Annotated in this window: 17 protein-coding genes; 5 read left to right on the top strand and 12 right to left on the bottom strand. The window is 61.9% G+C overall.

What is annotated here, in order from left to right:
• Positions 1-6: 6 nt before the first annotated feature.
• Positions 7-1,074, top strand: coding sequence for a BMP family ABC transporter substrate-binding protein (locus tag ICI42_RS17330; RefSeq protein ID WP_188165841.1), 1,068 nt, complete (start codon positions 7-9; stop codon positions 1,072-1,074).
• A gap of 59 nt (positions 1,075-1,133) precedes the next feature.
• On the opposite strand, the gene ICI42_RS17325 is transcribed toward ICI42_RS17330, so the two are convergent.
• The 4 genes from ICI42_RS17325 to ICI42_RS17310 form a co-directional block, all read right to left on the bottom strand.
• The gene (locus ICI42_RS17325) at positions 1,134-2,756 is read right to left on the bottom strand and encodes an ABC transporter ATP-binding protein (RefSeq protein ID WP_188165840.1); all 1,623 of its coding nucleotides are present in this window, start codon (positions 2,754-2,756) and stop codon (positions 1,134-1,136) included.
• A complete protein-coding gene (locus ICI42_RS17320; RefSeq protein ID WP_188165839.1) occupies positions 2,753-3,619 on the bottom strand; it encodes an ABC transporter permease in 867 nt (288 codons plus the stop codon). The genes ICI42_RS17325 and ICI42_RS17320 overlap by 4 nt, the downstream gene beginning before the upstream one ends.
• A complete protein-coding gene (locus tag ICI42_RS17315) occupies positions 3,616-4,563 on the bottom strand; it encodes an ABC transporter permease (protein WP_188165838.1) in 948 nt (315 codons plus the stop codon). Before ICI42_RS17315 ends, ICI42_RS17320 begins: the two co-directional genes overlap by 4 nt.
• Before the next feature lie 295 nt (positions 4,564-4,858).
• Complete coding sequence (locus ICI42_RS17310) at positions 4,859-6,340, bottom strand: ABC transporter substrate-binding protein (RefSeq protein WP_188165837.1); 1,482 nt, start codon at positions 6,338-6,340, stop codon at positions 4,859-4,861.
• A gap of 286 nt (positions 6,341-6,626) precedes the next feature.
• Between ICI42_RS17310 and ICI42_RS17305 the strand changes: the two genes are divergently transcribed.
• The 4 genes from ICI42_RS17305 (at position 6,627) to ICI42_RS17290 (ending at position 11,821) form a co-directional block, all read left to right on the top strand.
• Positions 6,627-7,055, top strand: coding sequence for a L,D-transpeptidase (locus ICI42_RS17305; RefSeq protein WP_188165836.1), 429 nt, complete (start codon positions 6,627-6,629; stop codon positions 7,053-7,055).
• Between the two features lie 209 nt (positions 7,056-7,264).
• Positions 7,265-10,114, top strand: a complete 2,850-nt coding sequence (locus tag ICI42_RS17300; protein ID WP_188165835.1) for a molybdopterin oxidoreductase family protein — start codon at positions 7,265-7,267, stop codon at positions 10,112-10,114.
• Positions 10,111-10,872, top strand: a complete 762-nt coding sequence (locus ICI42_RS17295) for a 4Fe-4S dicluster domain-containing protein (RefSeq protein WP_188165834.1) — start codon at positions 10,111-10,113, stop codon at positions 10,870-10,872. The genes ICI42_RS17300 and ICI42_RS17295 overlap by 4 nt, the downstream gene beginning before the upstream one ends.
• A 31-nt stretch (positions 10,873-10,903) precedes the next feature.
• Positions 10,904-11,821 carry a dimethyl sulfoxide reductase anchor subunit family protein gene (locus ICI42_RS17290; RefSeq protein WP_188165833.1) on the top strand — a complete coding sequence of 306 codons (918 nt, stop codon included), beginning with the start codon at positions 10,904-10,906 and terminating at the stop codon, positions 11,819-11,821.
• Here the strand turns inward: ICI42_RS17290 and ICI42_RS17285 are convergent.
• From ICI42_RS17285 to ICI42_RS17250, 8 genes are all read right to left on the bottom strand, one after another.
• A complete protein-coding gene (locus ICI42_RS17285; protein WP_188165832.1) occupies positions 11,799-12,014 on the bottom strand; it encodes a hypothetical protein in 216 nt (71 codons plus the stop codon). The genes ICI42_RS17290 and ICI42_RS17285 overlap by 23 nt on opposite strands.
• Before the next feature lie 101 nt (positions 12,015-12,115).
• Positions 12,116-13,099, bottom strand: a complete 984-nt coding sequence (locus ICI42_RS17280) for a lipid A biosynthesis lauroyl acyltransferase (protein WP_188165831.1) — start codon at positions 13,097-13,099, stop codon at positions 12,116-12,118.
• Between the two features lie 12 nt (positions 13,100-13,111).
• A complete protein-coding gene (locus ICI42_RS17275) occupies positions 13,112-14,140 on the bottom strand; it encodes a zinc-binding dehydrogenase (RefSeq protein WP_188165830.1) in 1,029 nt (342 codons plus the stop codon).
• 125 nt (positions 14,141-14,265) lie between these two features.
• Positions 14,266-15,537 (bottom strand): beta-ketoacyl-ACP synthase, encoded by a 1,272-nt coding sequence (locus tag ICI42_RS17270; protein WP_188165829.1) that lies wholly within the window; start codon positions 15,535-15,537, stop codon positions 14,266-14,268.
• A gap of 12 nt (positions 15,538-15,549) precedes the next feature.
• Positions 15,550-16,740 carry a beta-ketoacyl-ACP synthase gene (locus ICI42_RS17265; protein ID WP_188165828.1) on the bottom strand — a complete coding sequence of 397 codons (1,191 nt, stop codon included), beginning with the start codon at positions 16,738-16,740 and terminating at the stop codon, positions 15,550-15,552.
• Positions 16,741-16,800: 60 nt separating this feature from the next.
• A complete protein-coding gene (locus ICI42_RS17260) occupies positions 16,801-17,082 on the bottom strand; it encodes an acyl carrier protein (RefSeq protein WP_055970580.1) in 282 nt (93 codons plus the stop codon).
• Between the two features lie 120 nt (positions 17,083-17,202).
• The gene (locus ICI42_RS17255) at positions 17,203-17,751 is read right to left on the bottom strand and encodes a histidine phosphatase family protein (RefSeq protein WP_188165827.1); all 549 of its coding nucleotides are present in this window, start codon (positions 17,749-17,751) and stop codon (positions 17,203-17,205) included.
• 81 nt (positions 17,752-17,832) lie between these two features.
• The gene (locus tag ICI42_RS17250) at positions 17,833-20,862 is read right to left on the bottom strand and encodes a caspase family protein (protein ID WP_230980414.1); all 3,030 of its coding nucleotides are present in this window, start codon (positions 20,860-20,862) and stop codon (positions 17,833-17,835) included.
• Positions 20,863-20,902: the final 40 nt, after the last annotated feature.

The following is a 20,902-nucleotide window of genomic DNA, read 5'->3' as shown; positions in this document are numbered from 1 at the left end:
TCGATCATGAAGAAAATCGTAATGGGACTGGCGATGGCGCTTGCCGCCACCACCGCGCTTCCGGCTATGGCGCAGGACAAGGTGAAGGCCTGTTTCGTCTATGTCGGCTCCAAGACCGATGGCGGCTGGACCCAGGCGCATGACCTCGGCCGCCAGCAGGTCGAAAAGGAGCTCGGCGATACGGTCGAGACCGCCTTCGTCGAAAACGTGCCGGAAGGGCCTGACGCCGAGCGCGCGATCGAGCGCTTTGCCCGGTCGGGTTGCGATGTCGTCTTCACGACCTCGTTCGGCTTCATGGATGCGACCGTCGCCGTTGCCCAGAAATTCCCCGACGTGAAGTTCGAGCACGCCACCGGCTACAAGACGGCCGACAACCTCGCCGCCTATAATGCCCGGTTCTACGAAGGCCGCTATATCCAGGGCCAGATCGCTGCCAAGATGTCGAAGGCAGGCGTCGCCGGCTACATCGCATCCTTCCCGATCCCCGAAGTGGTGATGGGGATTAACTCGTTCATCCTGGGTGCGCAGAGCGTGAACCCGGACTTCAAGCTCAAGGTCGTCTGGGCCAACACCTGGTTCGACGCCGGCAAGGAAGCCGATGCGGCCAAGGTGCTGATCGACCAGGGTGTCGACATCATCACCCAGCACACCGACTCCACGGGACCGATGCAGGTTGCTTCGGAGCGCGGCATCAAGGCGTTCGGCCAGGCTTCCGACATGATCAAAGCCGGACCAGAGACTCAGTTGACCGCCATCATCGACACCTGGGGCAACTACTACGTCAAACGCATCAAGGAAGTTCAGGACGGTTCGTGGAAAACCGGCTCGATCTGGGATGGCCTCATGGAGGGCATTCTGACCATGGCGCCCTACACCAACATGCCTGACGACGTGAAGAAGATGGCCGAGGAGACCGAAGCCAAGATCAAGTCGGGCGAACTCAAGCCGTTTACCGGTCCCGTCAAGAAGCAGGACGGAAGCGAATGGCTGAAGCAGGGTGAGAACGCTACCGATCAGGTTCTGTCCGGCCTGAACTTCTATGTCATGGGCGTGGACGACAAACTGCCGCAGTAAGCTCCTGCAAAGACCTCGTCGAGAAGGGCGCCGCGGGCGCCCTTCTCTTTTCCGTTGCGCTATCCTTGTTCGCGCAAACGGCGCTCCAGCGCGCGATGCAAGTCTGGTGCGGCGGAAACGAGCGCCTGTGCTGCCTCGGACTGCGGTGCTGCGAGCACGTCCAAGGTCTTCCCGCATTCGACGATCCTGCCGTCATGCATGACGAGAACGTCGTCGCTGACCGCGCGTGCCACCGTCAGATCATGCGTGATGAACAGATAGGCGATGCCAAGCCTGCGATTGAGGTCGGCGAAGAGGTCGAGAATCTGCGCGCGGATCGAAACGTCGAGCGCCGATACGGGCTCGTCGGCGACGATGAGTTTCGGGTGTGTGATGATGGCGCGGGCGATGGACAGCCGCTGGCGCTGCCCGCCGGAGAATTCATGCGGATATTTTTCCATGTCCTGGGGCGTCAGTCCGACCTGATGCAGCGCTTCCGCCACCGTGTCGCGGGTCTCGGCGCGCGACAGCGGTGCGTCGAGCAGATAGAGCGGCTCGGCGACGAGTTTTTCCGCAGTCTGGCGCGGATCGAATGAGCCGTAGGGATCCTGGAACACCACTTGCATCTGGCGCCGTGCCGGTCGCAATTCGGCCTGTGATTTCCCCGCCAGTTCCATGCCGTCAAAGCGTATCGAGCCTGAGGTCGGCGCGTCGAGCGCCAGGATCATCCGGGCAAGCGTGGACTTGCCACAACCGGACCTGCCGACAAGGGCTATGGATTGGCCTGGATGAAGGATTAGAGATACGCGATCGACCGCGCGCGTGGGCTCGCTGCGCCCGAACCAGCCTTGTCGCGGGCCGGGATAGAGCCGGCTGACCTCAGTGACCTCGAGCAGCGGCGCGGCTTGTTCTGCGGGCCGGTGCGGCATGCGGGCGGGCACATGTGTGGCTGCCGTCACCAACTGCCGCGTATAGGGATGCGTCTGCTGAGACAGCACGCGCTCGGTCTGTCCGGCGTCGGCCACCGCGCCATGGCGCAGGATCGCGATGCGGTCAGCCATGGCGGTGACAACAGCGAGATCGTGCGAAATGAGCAGAAGGCCCATGCGGTTCTCGGAAACCAGTTCGCGCAAAAGGTCGAGGATTTGTGCCTGTAGAACCACGTCGAGGGCGGTCGTTGGTTCGTCGGCGATCAGGAGTTTCGGCTTGAGCGCGCAGGCGATGGCGATGGCCACGCGTTGGCGCTGTCCGCCTGAGAGTTGGTGCGGATAGCGGCTCAGCGGAAATTTTTGGGTGGGCAGGCCGACCCGGTCAAGAATTGTGCTGGTTTGCGCTTCCGCTTCGGCGCGGCTGACCCTGCGGTGCAGGCGAATGCCCTCCGCGACCTGCTCGCCAATGGTTTTGACCGGGTTGAGCGCAGTCATCGGCTCCTGGAAGACCATGCCGATATCGTCGCCGCGCAGGGCACACATTGCCGATTCCGGTGCGCTGAGAATGTCGATGCCGTCGAAGGTGATCCTTCCGCCAAGCCGCGCGGTATCGGGCAGGAGCCGCATGACGCTGAGGGCTGTCATCGATTTGCCCGAGCCGGATTCGCCGACAAGGCCAACGATCTCGCCGGCCTCGACCGTGATGTCGATGTCGCGCAGGATGGGCGTGCCGCCGATGTCGAGAGAAAGGTTTTCGATGTCCAGAAGGCTCAACGACGCCCCCTGGCCCTGGGGTCAAGCGCATCTGCGATGCCATCTCCCATCATGTTGAGCCCGAGTACGGTGGCCATGATCGCGGTGCCGGGAAAGACCGCCAGCCAGGGTGCCACAAGCATCACCGTTTGTGCGTCATACAACATGCGGCCCCAGCTTGGCATGGGCGGCTGTGCGCCAAGCCCGACATAGGACAGGCCGGCTTCGGCCAGGATGCCGAGCGCGAACTGAATCGATGCCTGTACCAGAAGCAGGCCGGCGATGTTGGGCAGGATGTGCTCCGCCGTGATGCGGATATCGCTTTTGCCCGCGGCACGGGCAGCGAGAATGAACTCGCGCGGCCAGATCGACAGTGCGCCGGCGCGGGCGACGCGCGCGAACACCGGGATGTTGAAGATGCCGATGGCGATGATGGCGTTGACGGCACCAGGACCGAAGATCGCGGTGATCATGATCGCCGATACCAGCGAGGGGAAGGCGAAGACGAGATCGTTGAAGCGCATCAACGCCTCGTCCACGAACCCGCCGCGCGCTGCCGCATAAGCGCCCAAAGGCACGCCGATGCCGACGCCGATGCCGACCGCCACAAGGGCAACCGCGATGGAGGTGCGCGCGCCGAGCATGATCATCGACAGTATATCGCGGCCGAGATGGTCGGTGCCGAGCCAATGGGCAAAAGAGGGCGGCTGCATACGGTCCGCCACGACCAATCTCGTGATGTCATAGGGCGTCCAGACCAGCGACATCACTGCCGTGAGAAGGACGAGGCCTGTCAGTACGGCACCAGCGACAAATGTCCGGCTGGCCAGAAGCCGCAGTCCGGTCGGCCTTGCGAGGGTAGTGGGCGGGCTTGCGAAGCTCATCGGTTCCCCCGCAGCCGCGGATCGACCAATGCGTAGGAAAGATCGACCAGCAGATTGACGAGGATGACGGCGGCGACCAGCAGCATCACCACGCTCTGCACCACGACGAGGTCGCGTTGGCTGATGGCCTGGAAGACGAGGCGGCCGAGTCCCGGCAGATAGAAGACGTTTTCGACGATGATGGTGCCGGCGAGCAGGAAGGCAAACTGCATGCCGAGAATGGTCAGCACCGGGATCAGCGCGTTGCGCAAGGCATGCCGCCAAAGCACGGAGCGTGCCGTCATGCCCTTGGCGCGGGCGGTGCGGATATAGTCCTGTCCCAGCACCTCTACCATGGCCGAGCGGGTGACCCGCGCCAGGATAGCGGCCTGCGGCAGTGCCAATGCGAGTGCCGGCAGGATCAGCGCCTTCAAGGCAGGCCAGACGCCGGCGCTCCAGCCGGGGAAACCGCCGGCGGGTACGAGCCGCAGCCAGACCGCGAAGACATAGATCAACAGCAGCGCGAACCAGAAATTGGGCATCGCCATGCCGATCTGGGCCGCCCCCATCGATACCGCGTCCGCTGTTTTGCCACGCCGGGAGGCAGCGTAGATGCCGAGAGGTATTGCGACCAGCGTGGACAGGCCAAGCGAGATCAATGCCAGCGGCAGCGAAACGGCAAGACGCTCGCCGACCAGTTCCGAGACCTCGACGGAATAGGTATAGGAGCGCCCGAAATCCAGACGCAGCAGGCCACCGGCCCAGTCGAGATATTGCAGGACCAGTGGCTGGTTCAGCCCCATCTGCTCGCGCAGCACCTGCACTTGGTCCTCGGTCGCATTCATGCCGAGCATGAGCCTCGCGGGGTCGCCGGGCACGACCTGCAGCATGGCGAAGACGACAGCCGAGGCAAGGACCAGCGTAGTCAGGCCAAACAGGACGCGTTTGAACACAAAGGTCATCATGCTGCGGGCGCTTGATACGGCTGACGTGCAAAGCTGTTGACCGTAATCGAAATCACCCCCTCACCGGTTTGCTTCGCAAACCACCTCTCCCCCTGCGCGGGGGAGAGGAAACGCTGCCTTTTAGGTCGCGGCCTAGAACCAGCCAGGGTTCCTCGCCCCCATGAAATGGGGGAGAGATGCCGAGCGAAGCGAGGCGGTGAGGGGGAATGCTGCACGGCTTTTCCTGTCAGCGACTGCGCGAAAATCTGATCAAGGCGTCGGCGGGGCTCCCCTTGAAACCAGAAGCTTTCCAAGCTCACTCCACCCATTTCACCTTGGTGAGGTCGTTGGCCTGGATCGGCGAATTCTGCCACAGGCCTTCGATCTTGGCATCCCAGATGCCGATCTTGGGCAATTCGAAGAGGAAGCCGTTGACCGCATCTTCGGCCAGGATCTTCTGCGCCTGCTTGTAGAGTTCTGTGCGCTTGGTTTCGTCCGAGGTCAGGTTGAGATCGGCGATGACCTTATCGAAGGCGGGGTTGTCGTACTGGAAGTAATAGTCCTTGCGGCCGTAGATATCGATGTCGTTCGGCTCGGTGTGGGCGACGATGGAGAGGTCGTAGTCCTTGTCTGTGAAGACGGTCTTCAGCCAGACCGGCCATTCGACCGGTATGATCTGCAGATCGATGCCGACCTCGCGCAGTTGCGAGGCTATAATCTCGCCGCCGAGACGCGCATAGCCGACAGGCGGCAGTTTCAGCGTCGCCTTGAAGCCATTGGGATGGCCGGCTTCCTTGAGAACTTCCCTGGCCTTTGCCGGATCGTAGGGGTAGGTGCCGGTGAGATCGACATAAGCGGGGTTGTGCGGCGCGAAGTGCGAGCCGATCGGTGTGCCGAGCCCACCGGTCGCACCGTCGATAATGGCCTTGCGGTCGAGTGCATGGGCAATCGCCTGGCGCACTTTGAGATTGTCGAAGGGCGGACGCTTGTTGTTGGTGGCCAGCACCGTTTCGCCTTCGGTCGAGCCGATGACGACCTTGAAGCGCGGATCAGCCTGAACCTGGGGCAGGGCATCGCCCAGCGGAAAATTCGGCAGCGCCTGGACGTCGCCGGACAAGAGAGCGGGGATCGCCGCTGCCGCATCGGGGATGAAGCGGACTTCGGCCTTGTTGAGGAAAATCGGGGAGCCCCAATACCCGTCGGCTTTCACCAGTGTGATCGACGATCCCTTGGCCCAGTTCTGGAACTTGAACGGGCCGGTGCCGATCGGCTTTTCCTTGTTGGTGTCGGCCGATTCGGGCGCGACGATCACCGCATCACCCCATGCCATGTTGTAGAGAAAAGAGCCCTGCGGCTGCTTGAGCATAACCTTTACCGTCAGCGGATCGACCACTTCGACGGTGTCGATTGCCGAGAAGAGGGCCTTCTGAGCATTGACCGATTTTTCGCCGCGGGCGCGGTCGAGGGAGAATTTGACGTCGCTCGCGTCGAAATCGGTGCCGTCATGATATTTCACGCCGGAATGGAGCTTGAAGGTGTAGATTTTGCCGTCGTCGGAAATCGTCCAGCTTTCGGCGAGACCGGGCAGTACCTCGCCGCGCTCGCCAATGCGGGTCAGCCCCTCGAAGACATTGGCGTAAAACACTTCGTCGATGGCAGCGGCAGCACTCGCCGTGGGGTCGAGGTGCGGCGGCTCAAGCGGCATGGCGAGCACGAGATCGGTCCGCGCGGCCCAGGCAGGACCGCTTATGGCTACGGCCAGCAAGCCTACAGCCGTCAGTCTCCCGATAGTCTTCATGCCGTAATCTCCCGCTCGTCAATGGCGGCGGATAGAAGCGCGATTTGCCCAATGAGTAAATGCGCATTGTTGCACGCGCTCACAAGCTTGGGTGGAAAATCGATTTGAAAAGCCGCAGGCGGGCTCAAGACATGGCGCGTAAGCTTGCGGCAAGACAACATCACGTTAAGTTGTACGCGCTTATAAGTCGTCGCTAGAATAGATCCCGTTGCTGATCCTTATTTATTCACCGAAATTTCATCCCTCAAGGACATCCTTGTGCAGGTACTAAGGAGGGGTAGTAGACATGAGGAAGTCGCTTCTCATCGCCGCCGCTGGTCTGGCGCTGGTTTTTTCTGAGCCGGCAGTAAGCCTGGCCGACGTTCTGGTCGCTCGCGTCGATATCGGCAGCCAGACCATGACGGTCACGCAAGGAGGCCGGCTGATCTACAGTTGGAAGGTTTCCACCGCCCGAAAGGGCTATGTCACGCCGCGTGGCGCCTGGCGGCCGACCCGCATGCACAAGATGTGGTATTCGCGGAAATACGACAATGCACCGATGCCCTATTCAGTGTTCTACCATGGCGGCTACGCCATTCACGGTACAAGCGCGGTGAAGCGGCTCGGCACGCCTGCCTCGCATGGCTGTGTTCGGCTGAATACGGCCAATGCACAGAAATTCTATACGCTGGTGCGGGATGTGGGAGCCGATAAAACCCGGATCATCGTGAACTGAAAGGGTTTCAGCCGCTCTCCGCGAATCGCTCATATTCGCTCGTTTGTGACATTGGGTAGAACCACGTCCCAAAAAGGGGAAGTTTTGCATTTCGGGCATGCTCGTATTGCCTGACAATTCAATATTTCATGTCTTGTCTTATGAACCGGCGCTGCTGCTATTTCCTTCCGGCTCGCGCGCCGATAGGTTTTGCGCATGGAGCATTGCCTATGAGGTTCGAGTCCCGCGTAGCCCTTTCCGAGCCCGTCGGCGACGAGGTCCGTAAGACCACCTGCTATATGTGCGCCTGCCGCTGCGGCATAGACGTCCATCTGAAGGACGGCAAGATTCGCTACATCGAGGGGAACCGCGACCATCCGGTGAATCGGGGGGTGCTCTGCGCCAAGGGCTCGGCGGGCATCATGCAGCATTATTCGCCGGCACGGCTGCGCGCGCCGCTGTTGCGCACCGGCCCGCGTGGATCGGGGGAGTTCAAGGAGATTTCCTGGGACGAAGCGCTTAAGCTCGCCGTCGAATGGCTCGACCCGGTCAGGCAGGCGGACCCGAAGAAACTAGCGTTCTTCACCGGGCGTGACCAATCACAATCCTTGACCGGCTTCTGGGCGCAGCAGTTCGGTACACCCAATTATGCCGCGCATGGCGGGTTCTGCTCCGTCAACATGGCGGCGGCCGGCATCATGACAATCGGGGGCGCGTTTTGGGAGTTCGGCGCGCCGGATTGGGACCGGACCAAGCTGTTCGTCATGTTCGGGGTGGCCGAGGACCATGATTCCAATCCGATCAAGATGGGCATCGCCAAGCTCAAGAAGCGCGGTGCGCGCTTCGTTTCGGTCAATCCCGTCCGCACCGGCTACTCCGCGGTGGCAGACAACTGGATCGGCATCCGGCCTGGCACCGACGGTCTTCTGATCCTGTCGGTCGTGCACGAACTGCTGAAGGCGCGGCGGATCGATGTCGATTATCTCGTGCGTTATTCCAACGCGCCCTGGCTGGTGATCGATGCGCCGGGCGAGGCCGACCATGGGCTGTTTGCGCGCGATGGCGACGGGAATGCACTGATTTACGAGACGGTGACCGAACAGGTCGTGCCTGTTGGTCGGCAAGGCGCACGCCCGAGTCTTTCCGGGCGAGTGCAACTGCCGGATGGACGTCATGCGGTACCATCATTCACGCTTCTGGCGGAAAAGTATCTCGACAAGCAATATGCCCCGGAAGCCGTGGCGGAAAGCACGGGTGTCTCAGCCGAGACGATCCGTGGACTTGCCGCCGAGATCGGGCGCGTCGCTTTCGATGAGGCAATCGTCGTCGACCAGCCGTGGACCGATATGAATGGGCAGAGGCACGACGGGTTTGTCGGGCGGCCGGTGTCTTTCCACGCCATGCGTGGGCTTTCGGCGCATTCCAACGGTTTCCAGACCGTGCGCGCCCTTCACATGCTGCAGGTTTTGATCGGCGCCGTGGATTGCCCCGGCGGCTTCCGGTTCGAACCGCCTTATCCGAAGCCTGTCGCCGCGCATCCGTCCCCACATGGCAAGGCGGAGCATTTCGGCTCCAACAAGCCGCTGTCGGGGCCGCATCTCGGTTTCCCTCGCGGCCCGGAAGATTTGCTCGTCGATGAGGACGGCAAACCTTTGCGCATCGACAAGGCGTTTTCGTGGGATGCGCCGATTTCCGCCCACGGCATGATGCATATGGTGATCGCCAATGCCCATGCGGGCGATCCGTATCCGATCGACGTGCTGTTCCTCTACATGGCGAACATGGCCTGGAACTCGTCGATGAACACCGCCGGCGTCATCAAGATGCTGGAGGACAAGGACGAGGCGACCGGCGAGTACCGCATCCCGAAGATCATCTATTCCGATGCCTATGCGTCGGAGATGGTCAATTATGCCGATCTCGTCCTGCCCGACACGACCTATCTCGAGCGCCACGACTGCATTTCGTTGCTCGACCGACCGATCTCTGAGCCGGACGCCGTTCAGGATGCGATCCGCTGGCCGGTAGTGAAGCCCGACCGTGACGTTCGTGCCTTCCAGACAGTGCTGCTCGATCTGGGCGCGCGGCTCAAACTGCCGGGCTTCGTCGACCATCGTGGCAAGGCGCTGTACGAAGACTATGCCGACTATATCGTTCGCCACGAACGACGGCCGGGCATCGGGCCGTTGGCCGGTTTTCGCGGCAGCGACGGCGACCGGACAGGACGCGGAGCGATCAACAAGGATCAGCTGAAGCGCTACATCGAGAACGGCTCGTTCTTCTCGGCGCATATTCCGCTGGAGGCGCAGTTCTACAAGCACGCCAACCGCGCCTATCAGGATTTCGCCGTGAAGATGGGATTCTTCGACACCCCCCAGCCGGTGACGTTCCAGCTCTATCAGGAGACGCTGCAAAAGTTCCGCTTGTCGGCGGAAGGCGTCCGCGCGCCGCTTGCGCCGGAAGCCCACCGGCAGCGCATCCTCGACACGTTCGATCCGCTGCCGGACTGGTATCAGCCCTTCGAGGAGGCGGCAGTGAGCGCAGGCGACTTTCCCTATCACGCCATCACCCAGCGTCCGGCGGCGATGTACCATTCCTGGGGTTCGATGAACGCCTGGCTGAGGCAGATACACACCAAAAACGTGCTCTACGTGCCCGGCCAGATCTGCGATGCGCAAGGCCTTGTCGATGGCGACTGGGCCTGGGTCATCTCCCATCACGGTCGCATCAAGGTGCCGGTCGCGCGCATGGAAGCGCTCAACGCCAACACGATGTGGACTTGGAACGCCATCGGCAAACGCGGTGGCGCCTGGGCGCTCGACAGGGATGCGCCCGAGGCCCAAAAAGGCTTTCTGATGAATCACTTGATCCACGAACTTCTTCCTCCGCGTGGAGATGGTCTGCGCTGGTCCAACTCCGATCCGGTGACCGGACAGGCGGCCTGGTACGATCTGCGCGTGCGCATCGAAAAGGCGGAGCCCGGCGCGGTCTCCGAGCCGCATTTTGCCGATGCCGAGAGGCCGGGGCAGCCGCCAACGGTGCCGGCGGAACTGCGCTACGGGCAGGAGTGGGCGAAATGACTTTGCTGCCCTCCGCGCCTCCGCCGAAGAAACTTGGGCTGGTCATTGATCTCGATGTCTGCGTCGGCTGCCATGCCTGCGTCATAAGCTGCAAGGAGTGGAACACCGGGGGGTATGGTTCTGCGCTGTCGGATCAGGATCCCTATGGCGCGGATGTCACCGGCACGTTCCTCAACCGTATTCATACATTCGAAATCGTACCCGAAGGCGGTGAGATCGTCGGTGAGGCGGGCGATGCGCGGATCGTGCATTTCCCGAAATCCTGCCTGCATTGCGACGACGCGCCTTGCGTCACCGTGTGTCCGACCGGCGCTTCCTACAAGCGCGAGGAAGATGGAATCGTCCTGGTGGACGAGGACAAGTGCATCGGTTGCGGCTTGTGCGCGTGGTCATGCGCGTATGGCGCGCGCGAGATGGATCTGGCCGCAGGTGTGATGAAGAAATGCACTCTGTGCGTCGACCGCATCTATAACGAGACGCTGGCGGAGGTCGACCGCGTGCCGTCCTGCGTGCGCACATGTCCCGCCAATGCGCGGCACTATGGCGATTTATCCGATCCTGGGTCCAATGTTTCGATTCTGGTTGCCGAACGCGGCGGGTTCGATCTGATGCCGGAGCAGGGCACGCGTCCGGTCAACAAATATCTGCCGCCGCGCCCGCGCGACCGGCTGGCCGACAAAGCGATGCCGCTCGCTGAAAACAGCGACGGCGCCAAGGGGTTTTTCGCGTGGCTGGACGGGGTCTTGGACCGGATATGAGTAGTGTTGTACCACAGGCTTTCTGCGTTTAATGCATCCCGCATCATCCATCATTTTGTTCACGACTCTGTCCGGGCTCGGCTACGGGCTTGCGGCAATGCTCGGGCTTGGATTGCTCGATCCCGCGCTTGTATCCACCAAAATCGCGCATGTTTTAGCGATTCTGCTGATCGCCGGTGGGCTTCTGGCGTCGACGCTGCACCTTGGCAATCCGCAGCGCGCTTGGCGGGCCTTGTCGCAGTGGCGATCAAGCTGGCTGTCGCGCGAAGGCGTCATGGCTGTCGCAACCTTCATGCCGCTTCTGGCGTCCGCCTGGGCAAGTGTGTTCCACGACATGCGCCTGCCTATCACTGGACTGATCGGCGCTGCGATGTGCGGGGTCACGGTCTATTGCACTGCGATGATCTATGCATCTCTGCGGGCAATCCAAGCCTGGAACACGCCTCTGACGCCCGCATGTTATCTATTGTTTTCGCTGGCTGGCGGGCTCGTTCTAGCTGCGTCGTTCGCAACGCTGGGTGAAGGTCTGTCCAAATGGATCGCATTGGCCGGGACTGTAGCCCTCGCAGCAGCCTGGGGCGTCAAATGGGCGTGGTGGAAGCGATTGCGAACCATGTCACCCATCTCAACCCCGGCTTCAGCGACGGGATTGGGCGCCATAGGTACAGTTCGACTGTTCGAGCGTCCGCATGTCAATGAAAACTATCTGACCCGCGAAATGGGTTACAAGGTCGCCCGGAAACATGCGGCTAAACTGTCGCTCCTCGCGACGGCCGCTGGCGGCGTCTTACCCTGCCTGTTTCTTTCGATAGCGGCTCTCTCGGGCACTTGGATGGCCGCGACCCTGTGCACTCTTGCAGTTGCTGGGTTTGCGCTTGGCATGCTGGTGGAACGCTGGCTGTTTTTCGCCGAAGCGCGTCACGCCGTCATGAATTACTATGGCGGATAGCGCGATAGGATAGGCGCGGTTTGAGCTCCGCTTTGCACGGTGTGGCTGAATCTGGAAGCTGCTTCATGCGTTCGGCAAGCTTGCGCAGCAGCGCGAAGCGTTCGCCGGTGCGTGGAACCGGCTGTTCGCCCCAGGGCGTCCAGAGCTGGGAATGCGCTGCTTTCGTCGTCTTGATTTCGGTCTGGTTGGTCATCGGTGTTCCTTCAGGATACCTTGATGGCTTTCCTCTCGTGATGAAGGAACGACGCAAATGCGGCTTTCGTTGCGGAAAGCCTAATAAACTCTTCGCGAGAATCAGGTGTTCCGATCTTTTGCGGTTTCAGGCGCGAACCGCCCGCGTTTGCGCGGATTGTTGCTTAACTGCCAACGCTTATGAAACCACATCCACTGGCCGGGATCCTCGCGCACCCAGCGCTCCACGGTGTCGTTGAGCATCTGCGTTGTGGCATGTACGTCAACGGAACCGTCCGTGCGGCGGGGCAGGTCGAGCTTTTCCTCGAGTTGCAGTCGATAGCGATTGTTCGGCAGCCGGATACAGCGCGCCGGATAGACGTCGCATTTGTAGTGCCGTGCCAGCATGCCGAGCACCGGATTGGTCTCGCATTCGCGGCCAAAAAAGGTCGTGCGCAGGCCTTTGCTGAATTTCTGGTCAACCAGGATGCCGACATTCCCGCCTTTGTCGAGAATATTGGCGAGCGCAAACGAGGCACCACGCACCGACGGCAGCAACGACCCCATCGTTTTCGTGCGCTTGGACAGGATATAGTCGGCCAGATAGGGGTTGTTTGGCGGACGGAACAGCGCGGTCACCTGCATGTCGTAGCTCGCTGCCGCGATAGGCAGCAGTTCGAAATTGCCGAGGTGGCCTGTGAAGATGATATGCGGCTCCGCCTCGCCGGCGATGCGGTCGAAATACTCTGCGCCGACCACCTCGATGCGGCCTTTTCCCGGCGCGTCGACATCGAAGTCGAACAATTGATCCAGGAAAATGTATTCCGCACCAAGGCGCGCCATGTTGCCCCACATGTCGGAGGCAATGGCCTGTATTTCGTCTTCCGCTTTCTCGGGAAACGCCTTGCGCAGATTGTCGACGGCGACGCGATGGCGGCCGAACCAGGGACCGACCTTGCGCGCCGCTTTATCCGCGAAGTTCAAAGCCGCGTCGGCTGGGAACAGCCGGAGCAGTTTCAGGAAGACGAAGGCTACCTGCGCGATGAGCCAATAGTTGAACTGGCGCAGCGCCTTCGCTGCCTTGAAGGTGAAACCGCTGGTTTTCATCGCAGCGTGGGATCAGCCGACATGCAGGATGATCTTGCCGAACACGTCACGGCCTTCCATGCGCTTCAACGCGGCGTCGATGGACTGGAAATCGACCTCGGTGTCGATCACGGGACGCACAAGGCCTGCGGCCATCTTCTGCATGGCGTTGGCCATGTTCTCCATCCGGCAGCCAAAGGAGCCGAGCAGCTTCAACTGCTGCTGGAACAGCATCATCAGGTTGATTTCTGTCGAAACGCCCGACGTCGAACCGCAGGTTACGAGACGTCCGCCGCGCTTGAGCGAAAACATCGATCCGGCCCAGGTGTCCTTGCCGACATGCTCGAAGACCACGTCGACCCCCTTCTTCTTGGTGATCTTGCGGACGACGCCTTCGAAACGGTCGGTGCGATAGTTGATGACGTGATCGGCGCCCAGCGCCTTGGCCGGCTCGATCTTCTCATCCGAACCGACCGTGGTGATGACGGTGCAGCCCATTTTTTTGGCCAACTGGATCGCCGCGCTGCCGATACCGGAGCCACCGGCATGGATGAGGATCGTCTCGCCCGGCTGAAGTTTTGCGTTGTCGAACAGCATGTGCTCGACCGTGCCGAAGGTGACCGGCGCGACAGCTGCGCCGATGGCATCGACGCCGGGAGGCGCGGGGACCAGAAGGCGAGCGGGCAGGTTGATCTTTTCCTGCGCAAAGCCGTCGAGATGGAAGCCGTGCACACCGCCGACATGTTCGCAGAGATTGTCGCGGCCGTCGCGGCAGGCTTTGCAGAGGCCGCAGGTGCGGGCGCCATAGATCGAGACGAGTTGACCGGGTACTAGGCCGCTCACGCCGGGCCCTATGGCATCGACCTCGCCGGAGGCTTCAGCCCCTATGGTCAGCGGCAGCTTGCGCTTGGCGAAAGCCATGCCGCGCCAGCCCCAGACGTCGATGTGGTTGAGCGCCACAGCTTTGATCCGCAAGGTGACTTCGCCGATGCCCGGCTCCGGGGGCGGGGCGATGTCGACCTGCTCGAGCTTGCGGTCGTCGATCAGCTGCAATGCGCGCATGAGCGATGGTATCCCTGGTTACCGGCCTGTTTGCGGACCTCTGCCAACGGTTCCATGGCAGCGATGTTGCGATGTCAATCGCCTTGCCGCGCAAACAATCGATGTGCGGTGTTTGGTCGTGCCGTTTAGACCGGCTCGCGTGCCATGACAAGGCACGTGTTCTGACCGCCAAAGCCGAAGGAGTTGGACAGAACGGTGTTGACCTGGGCCACGCGCTTCACGTTCGGCACCACGTCCAGATCGATAGCCGGGTCCGGATTGTCGTAGTTGATGGTGGGCGGGATGACGCCCTCGCGCATGGTCATCAGCGAAAAGGCAGCCTCAATAGCGCCCGCCGCCGACAGCGTATGGCCGATCATCGACTTGTTGGAGGAGACAGGGATAGACTTGATGCGCTCGCCGAAGACGGTCGACAACGACAGATACTCCATCTTGTCGTTTTCGGGCGTGGAGGTGCCATGCGCGTTGACATAACCGATCTCGTCTTCACTCAGCCCTGCATCGGCGAGGGCGGCCTTGACGGCGCCTATGGCCGGCGAGCCGTCCGGCTTCGACCGGGTGCGGTGGAAATCGTCGGATTTTTCGCCGCAGCCGCGCAAAATCCCAAGCACCTCGGCACCGCGCGCCAGTGCGCTTTCCAGCGATTCCAATACCAATGCGGCCGAACCTTCTGCCAGAACGAAGCCGTCGCGGTCCTTGGAAAAAGGTTTTGATGCCTTGCTGGGCGGGCCGCTGTTTGTCGACAGAGCAGACAGCAGCGAGAAGCGGATCAGCGCTTCGGCAGTGGCTGAGCCGTCCGCGCCGATCGACAGTGCCCGGTCGCATTCGCCGCGGCGGATGGCTTCGACGCCAAGCTGGATGGCGGTAGCACCCGACGCGCAGGCCGTCGACAAGGTGATTGGCAGGCCGGTTGTGCCCAGCTTCTCGGCCAGGCGGTCGGCAATCGAGCCGAACTGCGTGCTTTCGAAGACCTCGGGCGAATTCAGACGGCGCGCTGCCGATAGCACGCGGTTGTAGCTCGTTTCTTCATCGGCAGCCTCGAACAGCGCCAGGCGGTCGTGCCAGTCGAGTTCGACCGGCGGGGAGGCGAGGAAAAGCGGGCCGCCAAAATCGTCTTCGCTGAAACCGGCCTCTTCTATTGCTTCGCGCGCAGCAGACTCGGCGAGTTCATAGGTGAGGGCGGCAGCGCCTTTCGAACTCGATTCCAGAAAATCGACTGTGCCCGCCATCTGGGTGTTGAGGTGGTCGATGGGGAAGCGCGTGATGGGGTGGATGCCCGACTTTCCGGAAGTCAGCGCAGCCCAGTTGTCTGCCTTGCCGATGCCAAGCGAGGTGACGACGCCGATGCCGGTGACGGCGACGACAGGCCTGCCGAGATGATCTTTGAGATTGGCCATGGAGAACCCCGTTCAGGCCGGCGCGGTGACGAGCGCCATGCCCTCGAATTGGTGATAGCCGACAGCGGTTGCAAGAGCGGCTTGAGGCTTGCCAGTAAAAGGCTTTTCGTTGCCCGCATCAAAAGCCGGATAGGCTGCGCCTCGGTCGATGGCGAGTGCCGCCAGAGCGATGGCGAAGGGGAACTGTGCTTCTTTCAAATGCCCGGTGCGGCTCGAAAACGCTCGTGTCGCCAATGCAGCATTGGCGTCAAGAAGTTTTTTCTCAGCCTCGGTCGCTGCATGGGCGCCTGATGCGCCGGAAATGGCTAGCACCGGACCGGCGGGCGGCGCCACCTTTTCCAACAGCCCGGAAAGCGCCGATGGCAGCTCTCCGCGGCTGCGGCGCGCGCGGCCCGAGGCGACTGGGCCGATGGACGCATAGATTTTGCGACCGCGTTGCTCGGCATGCTCACGTGATTCGAGCACGAGGAACGCGCCGCCCGATCCGGTAACGACGCCGCCGCCTTCGGATTTCTGCCGCTGCCAGACAGGCTGCCATGGGCCGCGCAGCAGATAGCCATTCAGCTCGTAAGTGAGGAGCATGTCGGGGTGATCGGTCTGAAACGCGCCGCCGACCAACATATGGGTAGACTGACCCGAACGGATCCGCGCTGCCGCCGTTTCCACGGCCGAGACGCCCGCGCCTTCCTCGCCCATGAAGGTGCGCGAAGAGCCGGTGACCTTGTGGACGATGGAAATATTGCCGGCGAGCAGGTTGGACAGTTGCGCCAGAAACAGGGTCGGGCGCAGTTCCGTGGTCAGCTTCTCGTTGAGCAGGACGTCGAAATCCTTGCGCTGCGTCGAAGCTTCCAGGATCGCCATGTCGACATTGCCGTCGCGTTCGCCGCCGCCGGCGGCCACGACCAGGTCCATTGTCGAGCACAGCGCCTCGTCACCCTTCAGCCCAGCATCGTCGAGCGCGAGGCCGGCCGCGTAGGTGCCGAGTCGCTGCCAGGTCTCCATCTGGCGCTGGTCGCCACGCTTTGGGATCTGCAGGCTCCAGTCGATTTCCGGAAGGGGATGAACCGAATAGGGCGGAAAGCGCTCCGAATCGACGGTGGATTCGGGCGTCTCGGCCGTCAGCTTTTCCCAATGGGCGTCATTGCCTTCGCCAAGCGAGGAAACGAGGCCAATGCCGGTGATGACGACGTCGCGGGGAGCCATGGGCACTCTTCTACTTGGTCCAGGCCTGAAACGAGCGGCGCCTACGCGCCGCATCTCACTTCAGGCGTTTTTGGCAGCCACCAGGGCATCGATCTTGGCGCAAAGGTTCTTCATGACGAAGTATTCGTCGGTCGAAGCCTTGCCGTCATTGACCTCCTGCGTCCACTTCTCGAGCGGCACCTTGATGCCGAATTCCTTGTCGATGGCAAAGACGATGTCGAGAAAATCCAGGCTGTCGATGCCCAAATCGTCGATCGTGTGGCTTTCGGGGGTGATGGTGTCGATGTCGATTTCGCTGGTTTCAGCGATGATCTTGGCGACTTTCTCGAATGTCGTGGACACGGTTCTTCCTTCAAGGTTCTGGCAGTCTTTGCGCCGCCCGTTGTCGGCTGTCTAATCGGTTTTTACAGGCAGGAAAAGGCCAAATCCATAGCCGGTGTCGGTTGCGGCCTCGCGATGCGGTCAGTTGAAGACAATGCGGCCAAGAACATGCAGACCCTGATCCTGCGGCGAAACGATGAGAGCCTCGCCTTCGCGGGCATTCGATCCGGTCAACCTCTGGATGTTTTCGAGATGGGTGACGAAGACGAGATTGTCCGAGCCGGAAAAGGCGCGGATGCGCTCCATCACCGCCGCGTCGGCGGCTTCGAAGCCTTGGGCGGGCTTCTCGTCCAGCGCATCCCATGGCTCGACGTTTCGGTCACCAAAGGCAAGCCGCGCCGTTTCCAGCGCACGGCAGTAACGGCTCGACAGCACGTCCTCGGTGGGCGCGGCCCGGGCGGCAAACAGGGCGCCGATCTTGCGGGCCTGCTGGCGGCCCCGGTCGGAAAGATTAAGCTGGGTATTGCATTTTTCGAGATCGAAACGCGGCGGCTCGACCGTGCCTGTGGTCATGGCATGGCGGAGAAGAACGACATGTCCGCCATTGCGCAAGAGCGCCCAGCCGGCTTCGGTAGCCTGCGCGGGTGCGAGAATCGTTACGAAAAGTGCGGCAATCAATAATCTCAGCATCAGCATTCCAGTTCGTCTGGCTGATATAGGGATGGGAAACTCGATTGAAAGACAAGTGTTTAACGGAACCTGCGCGTTTCGCTATTTGGTCATGGCGTCGCGCGCCAGGCTGATTTTCTGGTCGGTCAACGGAATCGGCGCGGTGTAGCCGCCCTCGGTGAAGCCGGCTTTTGCCAGTTCGAACATTTCGATTGCCTTGGCGTAATCGGATTTTTCGCCGCCGAGTGCCGCTTTGTTCCAATAGAGATCGCCGATATTATTCTGGCCGAATGCCCATTGCAGCGGTTGCTGCTCGCGGGTGAAAACCTCAAGCGACGCTGCAAAGGCTTTCTCGGCCTCCGGCAGGTACGTCGCGACTTGCTGGCGTGAGCCGAGATTGAGCAGGCTCATGCCGAGGCCGCTTTGGGCGTTGGCCCAGTCGACCGGATCGTTGGCCTTGGTAAGAACTTCAAGCGCGGCTCGACGGGCGGCAATGGCGTCTTCGAGGCTTTTGGTGTCAGTCTCGCTGTTGGAGATCCAATGCAGGGACGAGCCGATAGCCGCCTGCGACAGTGCCCATTGGCGCGGCGTGTTCTCGCGGCGATATTCGCGCAGCGAATCGCGGTAGGCATCGACTGCTTCCTTGTAGCGCAGCGGCTCGCCGCTGACGGCCCCCATGATCTGCAGAGTGTTGCCGAGGTTGAAATGCAGCATCGCCCAATCGAGCGGAAAGCGCTGCCGGGTATAAACGCGGCGCGCGGTGCGGAAGGCGGAGGCTGATTCCTCGAGTTGCTTCAGGTCGCGGTTGCGTTGGCCGAGCGTCTGCAGGACCGAGCCGAGATTGTTCTGGACCGAAGCCCAATCGCTTGGAAAGCGGTTGCGCGTGAACACTTCGAGCGCGTCGTTATAGGCTTGGGCGGCTTCTTCCAACTCAGTGGTGCCGACTTCGAAGCGGGCGAGATTGTTCAGAACATTGCCCAGATTGAGTCGGTTGCGGGCCCACGAGATCGGGAACTGCTCGCGCTTGTTGATCTCGAGAGCTGAGCGGAAGGCCGTGGCCGCTGCCTGGAATTTCCCACTGTCGTTGCGCGCCGTGCCGATGGCATTCAGCGTGTTGCCGAGATTGTTCTGCACCATCGCCCATTCCAGCGGGTTCTTGGCGCGGTCGTAGACTTCGAGTGCGGCGCGATAGGCGGTTTCCGCCTCGAAAAGCCGCTCCGCGCCGCCCTCGCGTTCGGACAACTGGTACAGTGCGAGGCCGAGATTGTTCTGCGAGCCGGCCCAGTCGAGCGGGACCTTGTCACGCGGCCGTTTCTCCAGCGTGGCGCGCAGGGCGGTCACCGCGTCCTCGAAAAAGCGCTTGTCGTTGGAGCGTTCGCCCAGCTTGAGCAGGATGTTGCCGATGTTGTTCTGTGCCGCGGCCCAGTTCAGGTCGTCTTTGCGCGCTGCGAACACGGCAAGCGATTCGTGGAAGATGGCCGCGGCTTGTTCCAGTTGCCCCGGATCGACGCTGCGCTCGCCGATGGTCTGCATGACCACGGCCATGTTGTTGCGCGTGATAGCGCGATCGAGTTCGGCGCTGTCGCCCTCTATGAAGGCCAGCACTTCTTCATAGGCCTTGAGCGACGCATCCAGCGCCTCCTGGTCGCCGGTTTCGTCGCCGTGGATGTGCAGATATTCTGCCTGCAGGTTCTTGTAGTTCCAGCGCAGCCGATCGTCCCACCGTTCGATGAGGTCGAAGGCCTTCAGATAGTCTTCGGCTGCCGCCTTGTAGTCGAAGGCGAGCGCGGAGGTCTCGGCGCGGCGGGCATAGACAGCCGCGTCGGCGATTCGCTTCTGCCTGACCAGTTCCTCCGCATCGTCGACCGCGCCGCGCGTCTCTTCAACTCGTCCGACTGCCTGATCGAGGAAGCTGCGCGCAGTCTGGATGGCGCCCTCGCGGATGGCGCGGTCGGCGGAAGCGGTGAGGCGGAGAATCTCGGGATCGTCGGTGCGCAGCGCCTCGCGTTCCGAAATCATCTTCTTCAGCCGCTCCGCCTGAGCGTCGAGCAGCGATTCCAGTTCAGCCGGCTCCTCCGGCATGTTGGTGGTGCCGAGCGCCTTGAGCACGCCGTAGAGCGCGTCGAGCGGCACGGCATCGCGGGCGGCGACCGTCTCGATGCTGGCCCGGCTGATATCGGGCAGTTCCGAAATCGTCAGCAGCAATTGCCGACGTTCGCCGGTGATCTGGCCCTCGTCGCCACCAGGCTCTTCGGGAGCGCTGCCGAAGTAAAGCAGACGGCGCAGGCTCTCATTGACCCAGGGTCGCTGCTGCGCCTTGGTATCGAGATAGACCTCTTCCGTGACCATGCGCATCACCGCGCCGAACTCCGCCCCGTTCATCGCGCCGAGATGCCGGAGCAGGGCGGATGCGTAGGGGCTGTTCTCGCCTGCGGGTCCGTCAAGGGCCGGGCGGCCGGGCTCGGCGGCGAAGCCGATGACTGTGCCGAGGTTTTCGGTCGCCTCGGTCGGCGCGTTCAGCGATTTTGCGCCACGCACCAGCGTAAGCCCTTCCTGGCCGACGGCGGCTCCTGAGCCGGTCGGCGTCTTTCTCAGCACGGTGTCTGCGGGAAACGGGTTGGTGCGGCAGGCGTCGAGCAGAACGATGGTGACCGGCACGGTGGACTTGAGCTGGTCCAGCACGGCGGAGATCGGCACCAGCGCTTCGTTGGCGTTGGACAGCGAGCCGACATCGGCGTCGACCGGCACCAGCCAGTTTTCGCCGGCGGCTTCGATGCCATGGCCGGAATAGTAGAACAGCGCGACATCCGCGCCTTCGGCATCCTCGACGAAACGCTCGAGGTCGCGGCTCAGCTTGGAGGCGTCCCGGTCGGAGACGGCGCGGGCGTCGAAGCCGAGATCGGTCAAGAGCTTCAGCATCTCGCGGGCGTCATTGGCCGGGTTCGGCAGGCCGGCGATGTGCTCGTATTTGGACTGGCCGACGATCAGCGCAACGCCTTTGAGGCTGGGTTTGTCTTGCGCGGATGCCGGCATGGCAACGATGAGGCAGGCCATGACAAGCATGGCTGAACCCAGCCGCAGGGCCTTTCTCGCGGTGATCAAGCCAAAAAGCATCGTCCTGCCTTGCGTCAAGACCGGCGTCCTCCTATGCCTCTTTGTGCTGCCAATCAAA

Source organism: Oryzicola mucosus (assembly GCF_014534685.1).
In the GTDB taxonomy this organism is placed as follows: domain Bacteria; phylum Pseudomonadota; class Alphaproteobacteria; order Rhizobiales; family Rhizobiaceae; genus Oryzicola; species Oryzicola mucosus.
This window is presented reverse-complemented; position numbering and strand designations above follow the sequence as displayed.

What these genes read in the sequence shown, in the direction of transcription:
- ICI42_RS17295 (WP_188165834.1), top strand. Translation starts at nt 10,111, where the DNA reads ATGACTTTGCTGCCCTCCGCGCCTCCGCCGAAGAAACTTGGGCTGGTC.
- ICI42_RS17265 (WP_188165828.1), bottom strand. Translation starts at nt 16,740, where the DNA reads ATGGCTCCCCGCGACGTCGTCATCACCGGCATTGGCCTCGTTTCCTCG.
- ICI42_RS17275 (WP_188165830.1), bottom strand. Translation starts at nt 14,140, where the DNA reads ATGCGCGCATTGCAGCTGATCGACGACCGCAAGCTCGAGCAGGTCGAC.
- ICI42_RS17320 (WP_188165839.1), bottom strand. Translation starts at nt 3,619, where the DNA reads ATGAGCTTCGCAAGCCCGCCCACTACCCTCGCAAGGCCGACCGGACTG.
- ICI42_RS17280 (WP_188165831.1), bottom strand. Translation starts at nt 13,099, where the DNA reads ATGAAAACCAGCGGTTTCACCTTCAAGGCAGCGAAGGCGCTGCGCCAG.
- ICI42_RS17305 (WP_188165836.1), top strand. Translation starts at nt 6,627, where the DNA reads ATGAGGAAGTCGCTTCTCATCGCCGCCGCTGGTCTGGCGCTGGTTTTT.
- ICI42_RS17285 (WP_188165832.1), bottom strand. Translation starts at nt 12,014, where the DNA reads ATGACCAACCAGACCGAAATCAAGACGACGAAAGCAGCGCATTCCCAG.
- ICI42_RS17290 (WP_188165833.1), top strand. Translation starts at nt 10,904, where the DNA reads ATGCATCCCGCATCATCCATCATTTTGTTCACGACTCTGTCCGGGCTC.
- ICI42_RS17310 (WP_188165837.1), bottom strand. Translation starts at nt 6,340, where the DNA reads ATGAAGACTATCGGGAGACTGACGGCTGTAGGCTTGCTGGCCGTAGCC.
- ICI42_RS17270 (WP_188165829.1), bottom strand. Translation starts at nt 15,537, where the DNA reads ATGGCCAATCTCAAAGATCATCTCGGCAGGCCTGTCGTCGCCGTCACC.
- ICI42_RS17255 (WP_188165827.1), bottom strand. Translation starts at nt 17,751, where the DNA reads ATGCTGAGATTATTGATTGCCGCACTTTTCGTAACGATTCTCGCACCC.
- ICI42_RS17315 (WP_188165838.1), bottom strand. Translation starts at nt 4,563, where the DNA reads ATGATGACCTTTGTGTTCAAACGCGTCCTGTTTGGCCTGACTACGCTG.
- ICI42_RS17330 (WP_188165841.1), top strand. Translation starts at nt 7, where the DNA reads ATGAAGAAAATCGTAATGGGACTGGCGATGGCGCTTGCCGCCACCACC.
- ICI42_RS17300 (WP_188165835.1), top strand. Translation starts at nt 7,265, where the DNA reads ATGAGGTTCGAGTCCCGCGTAGCCCTTTCCGAGCCCGTCGGCGACGAG.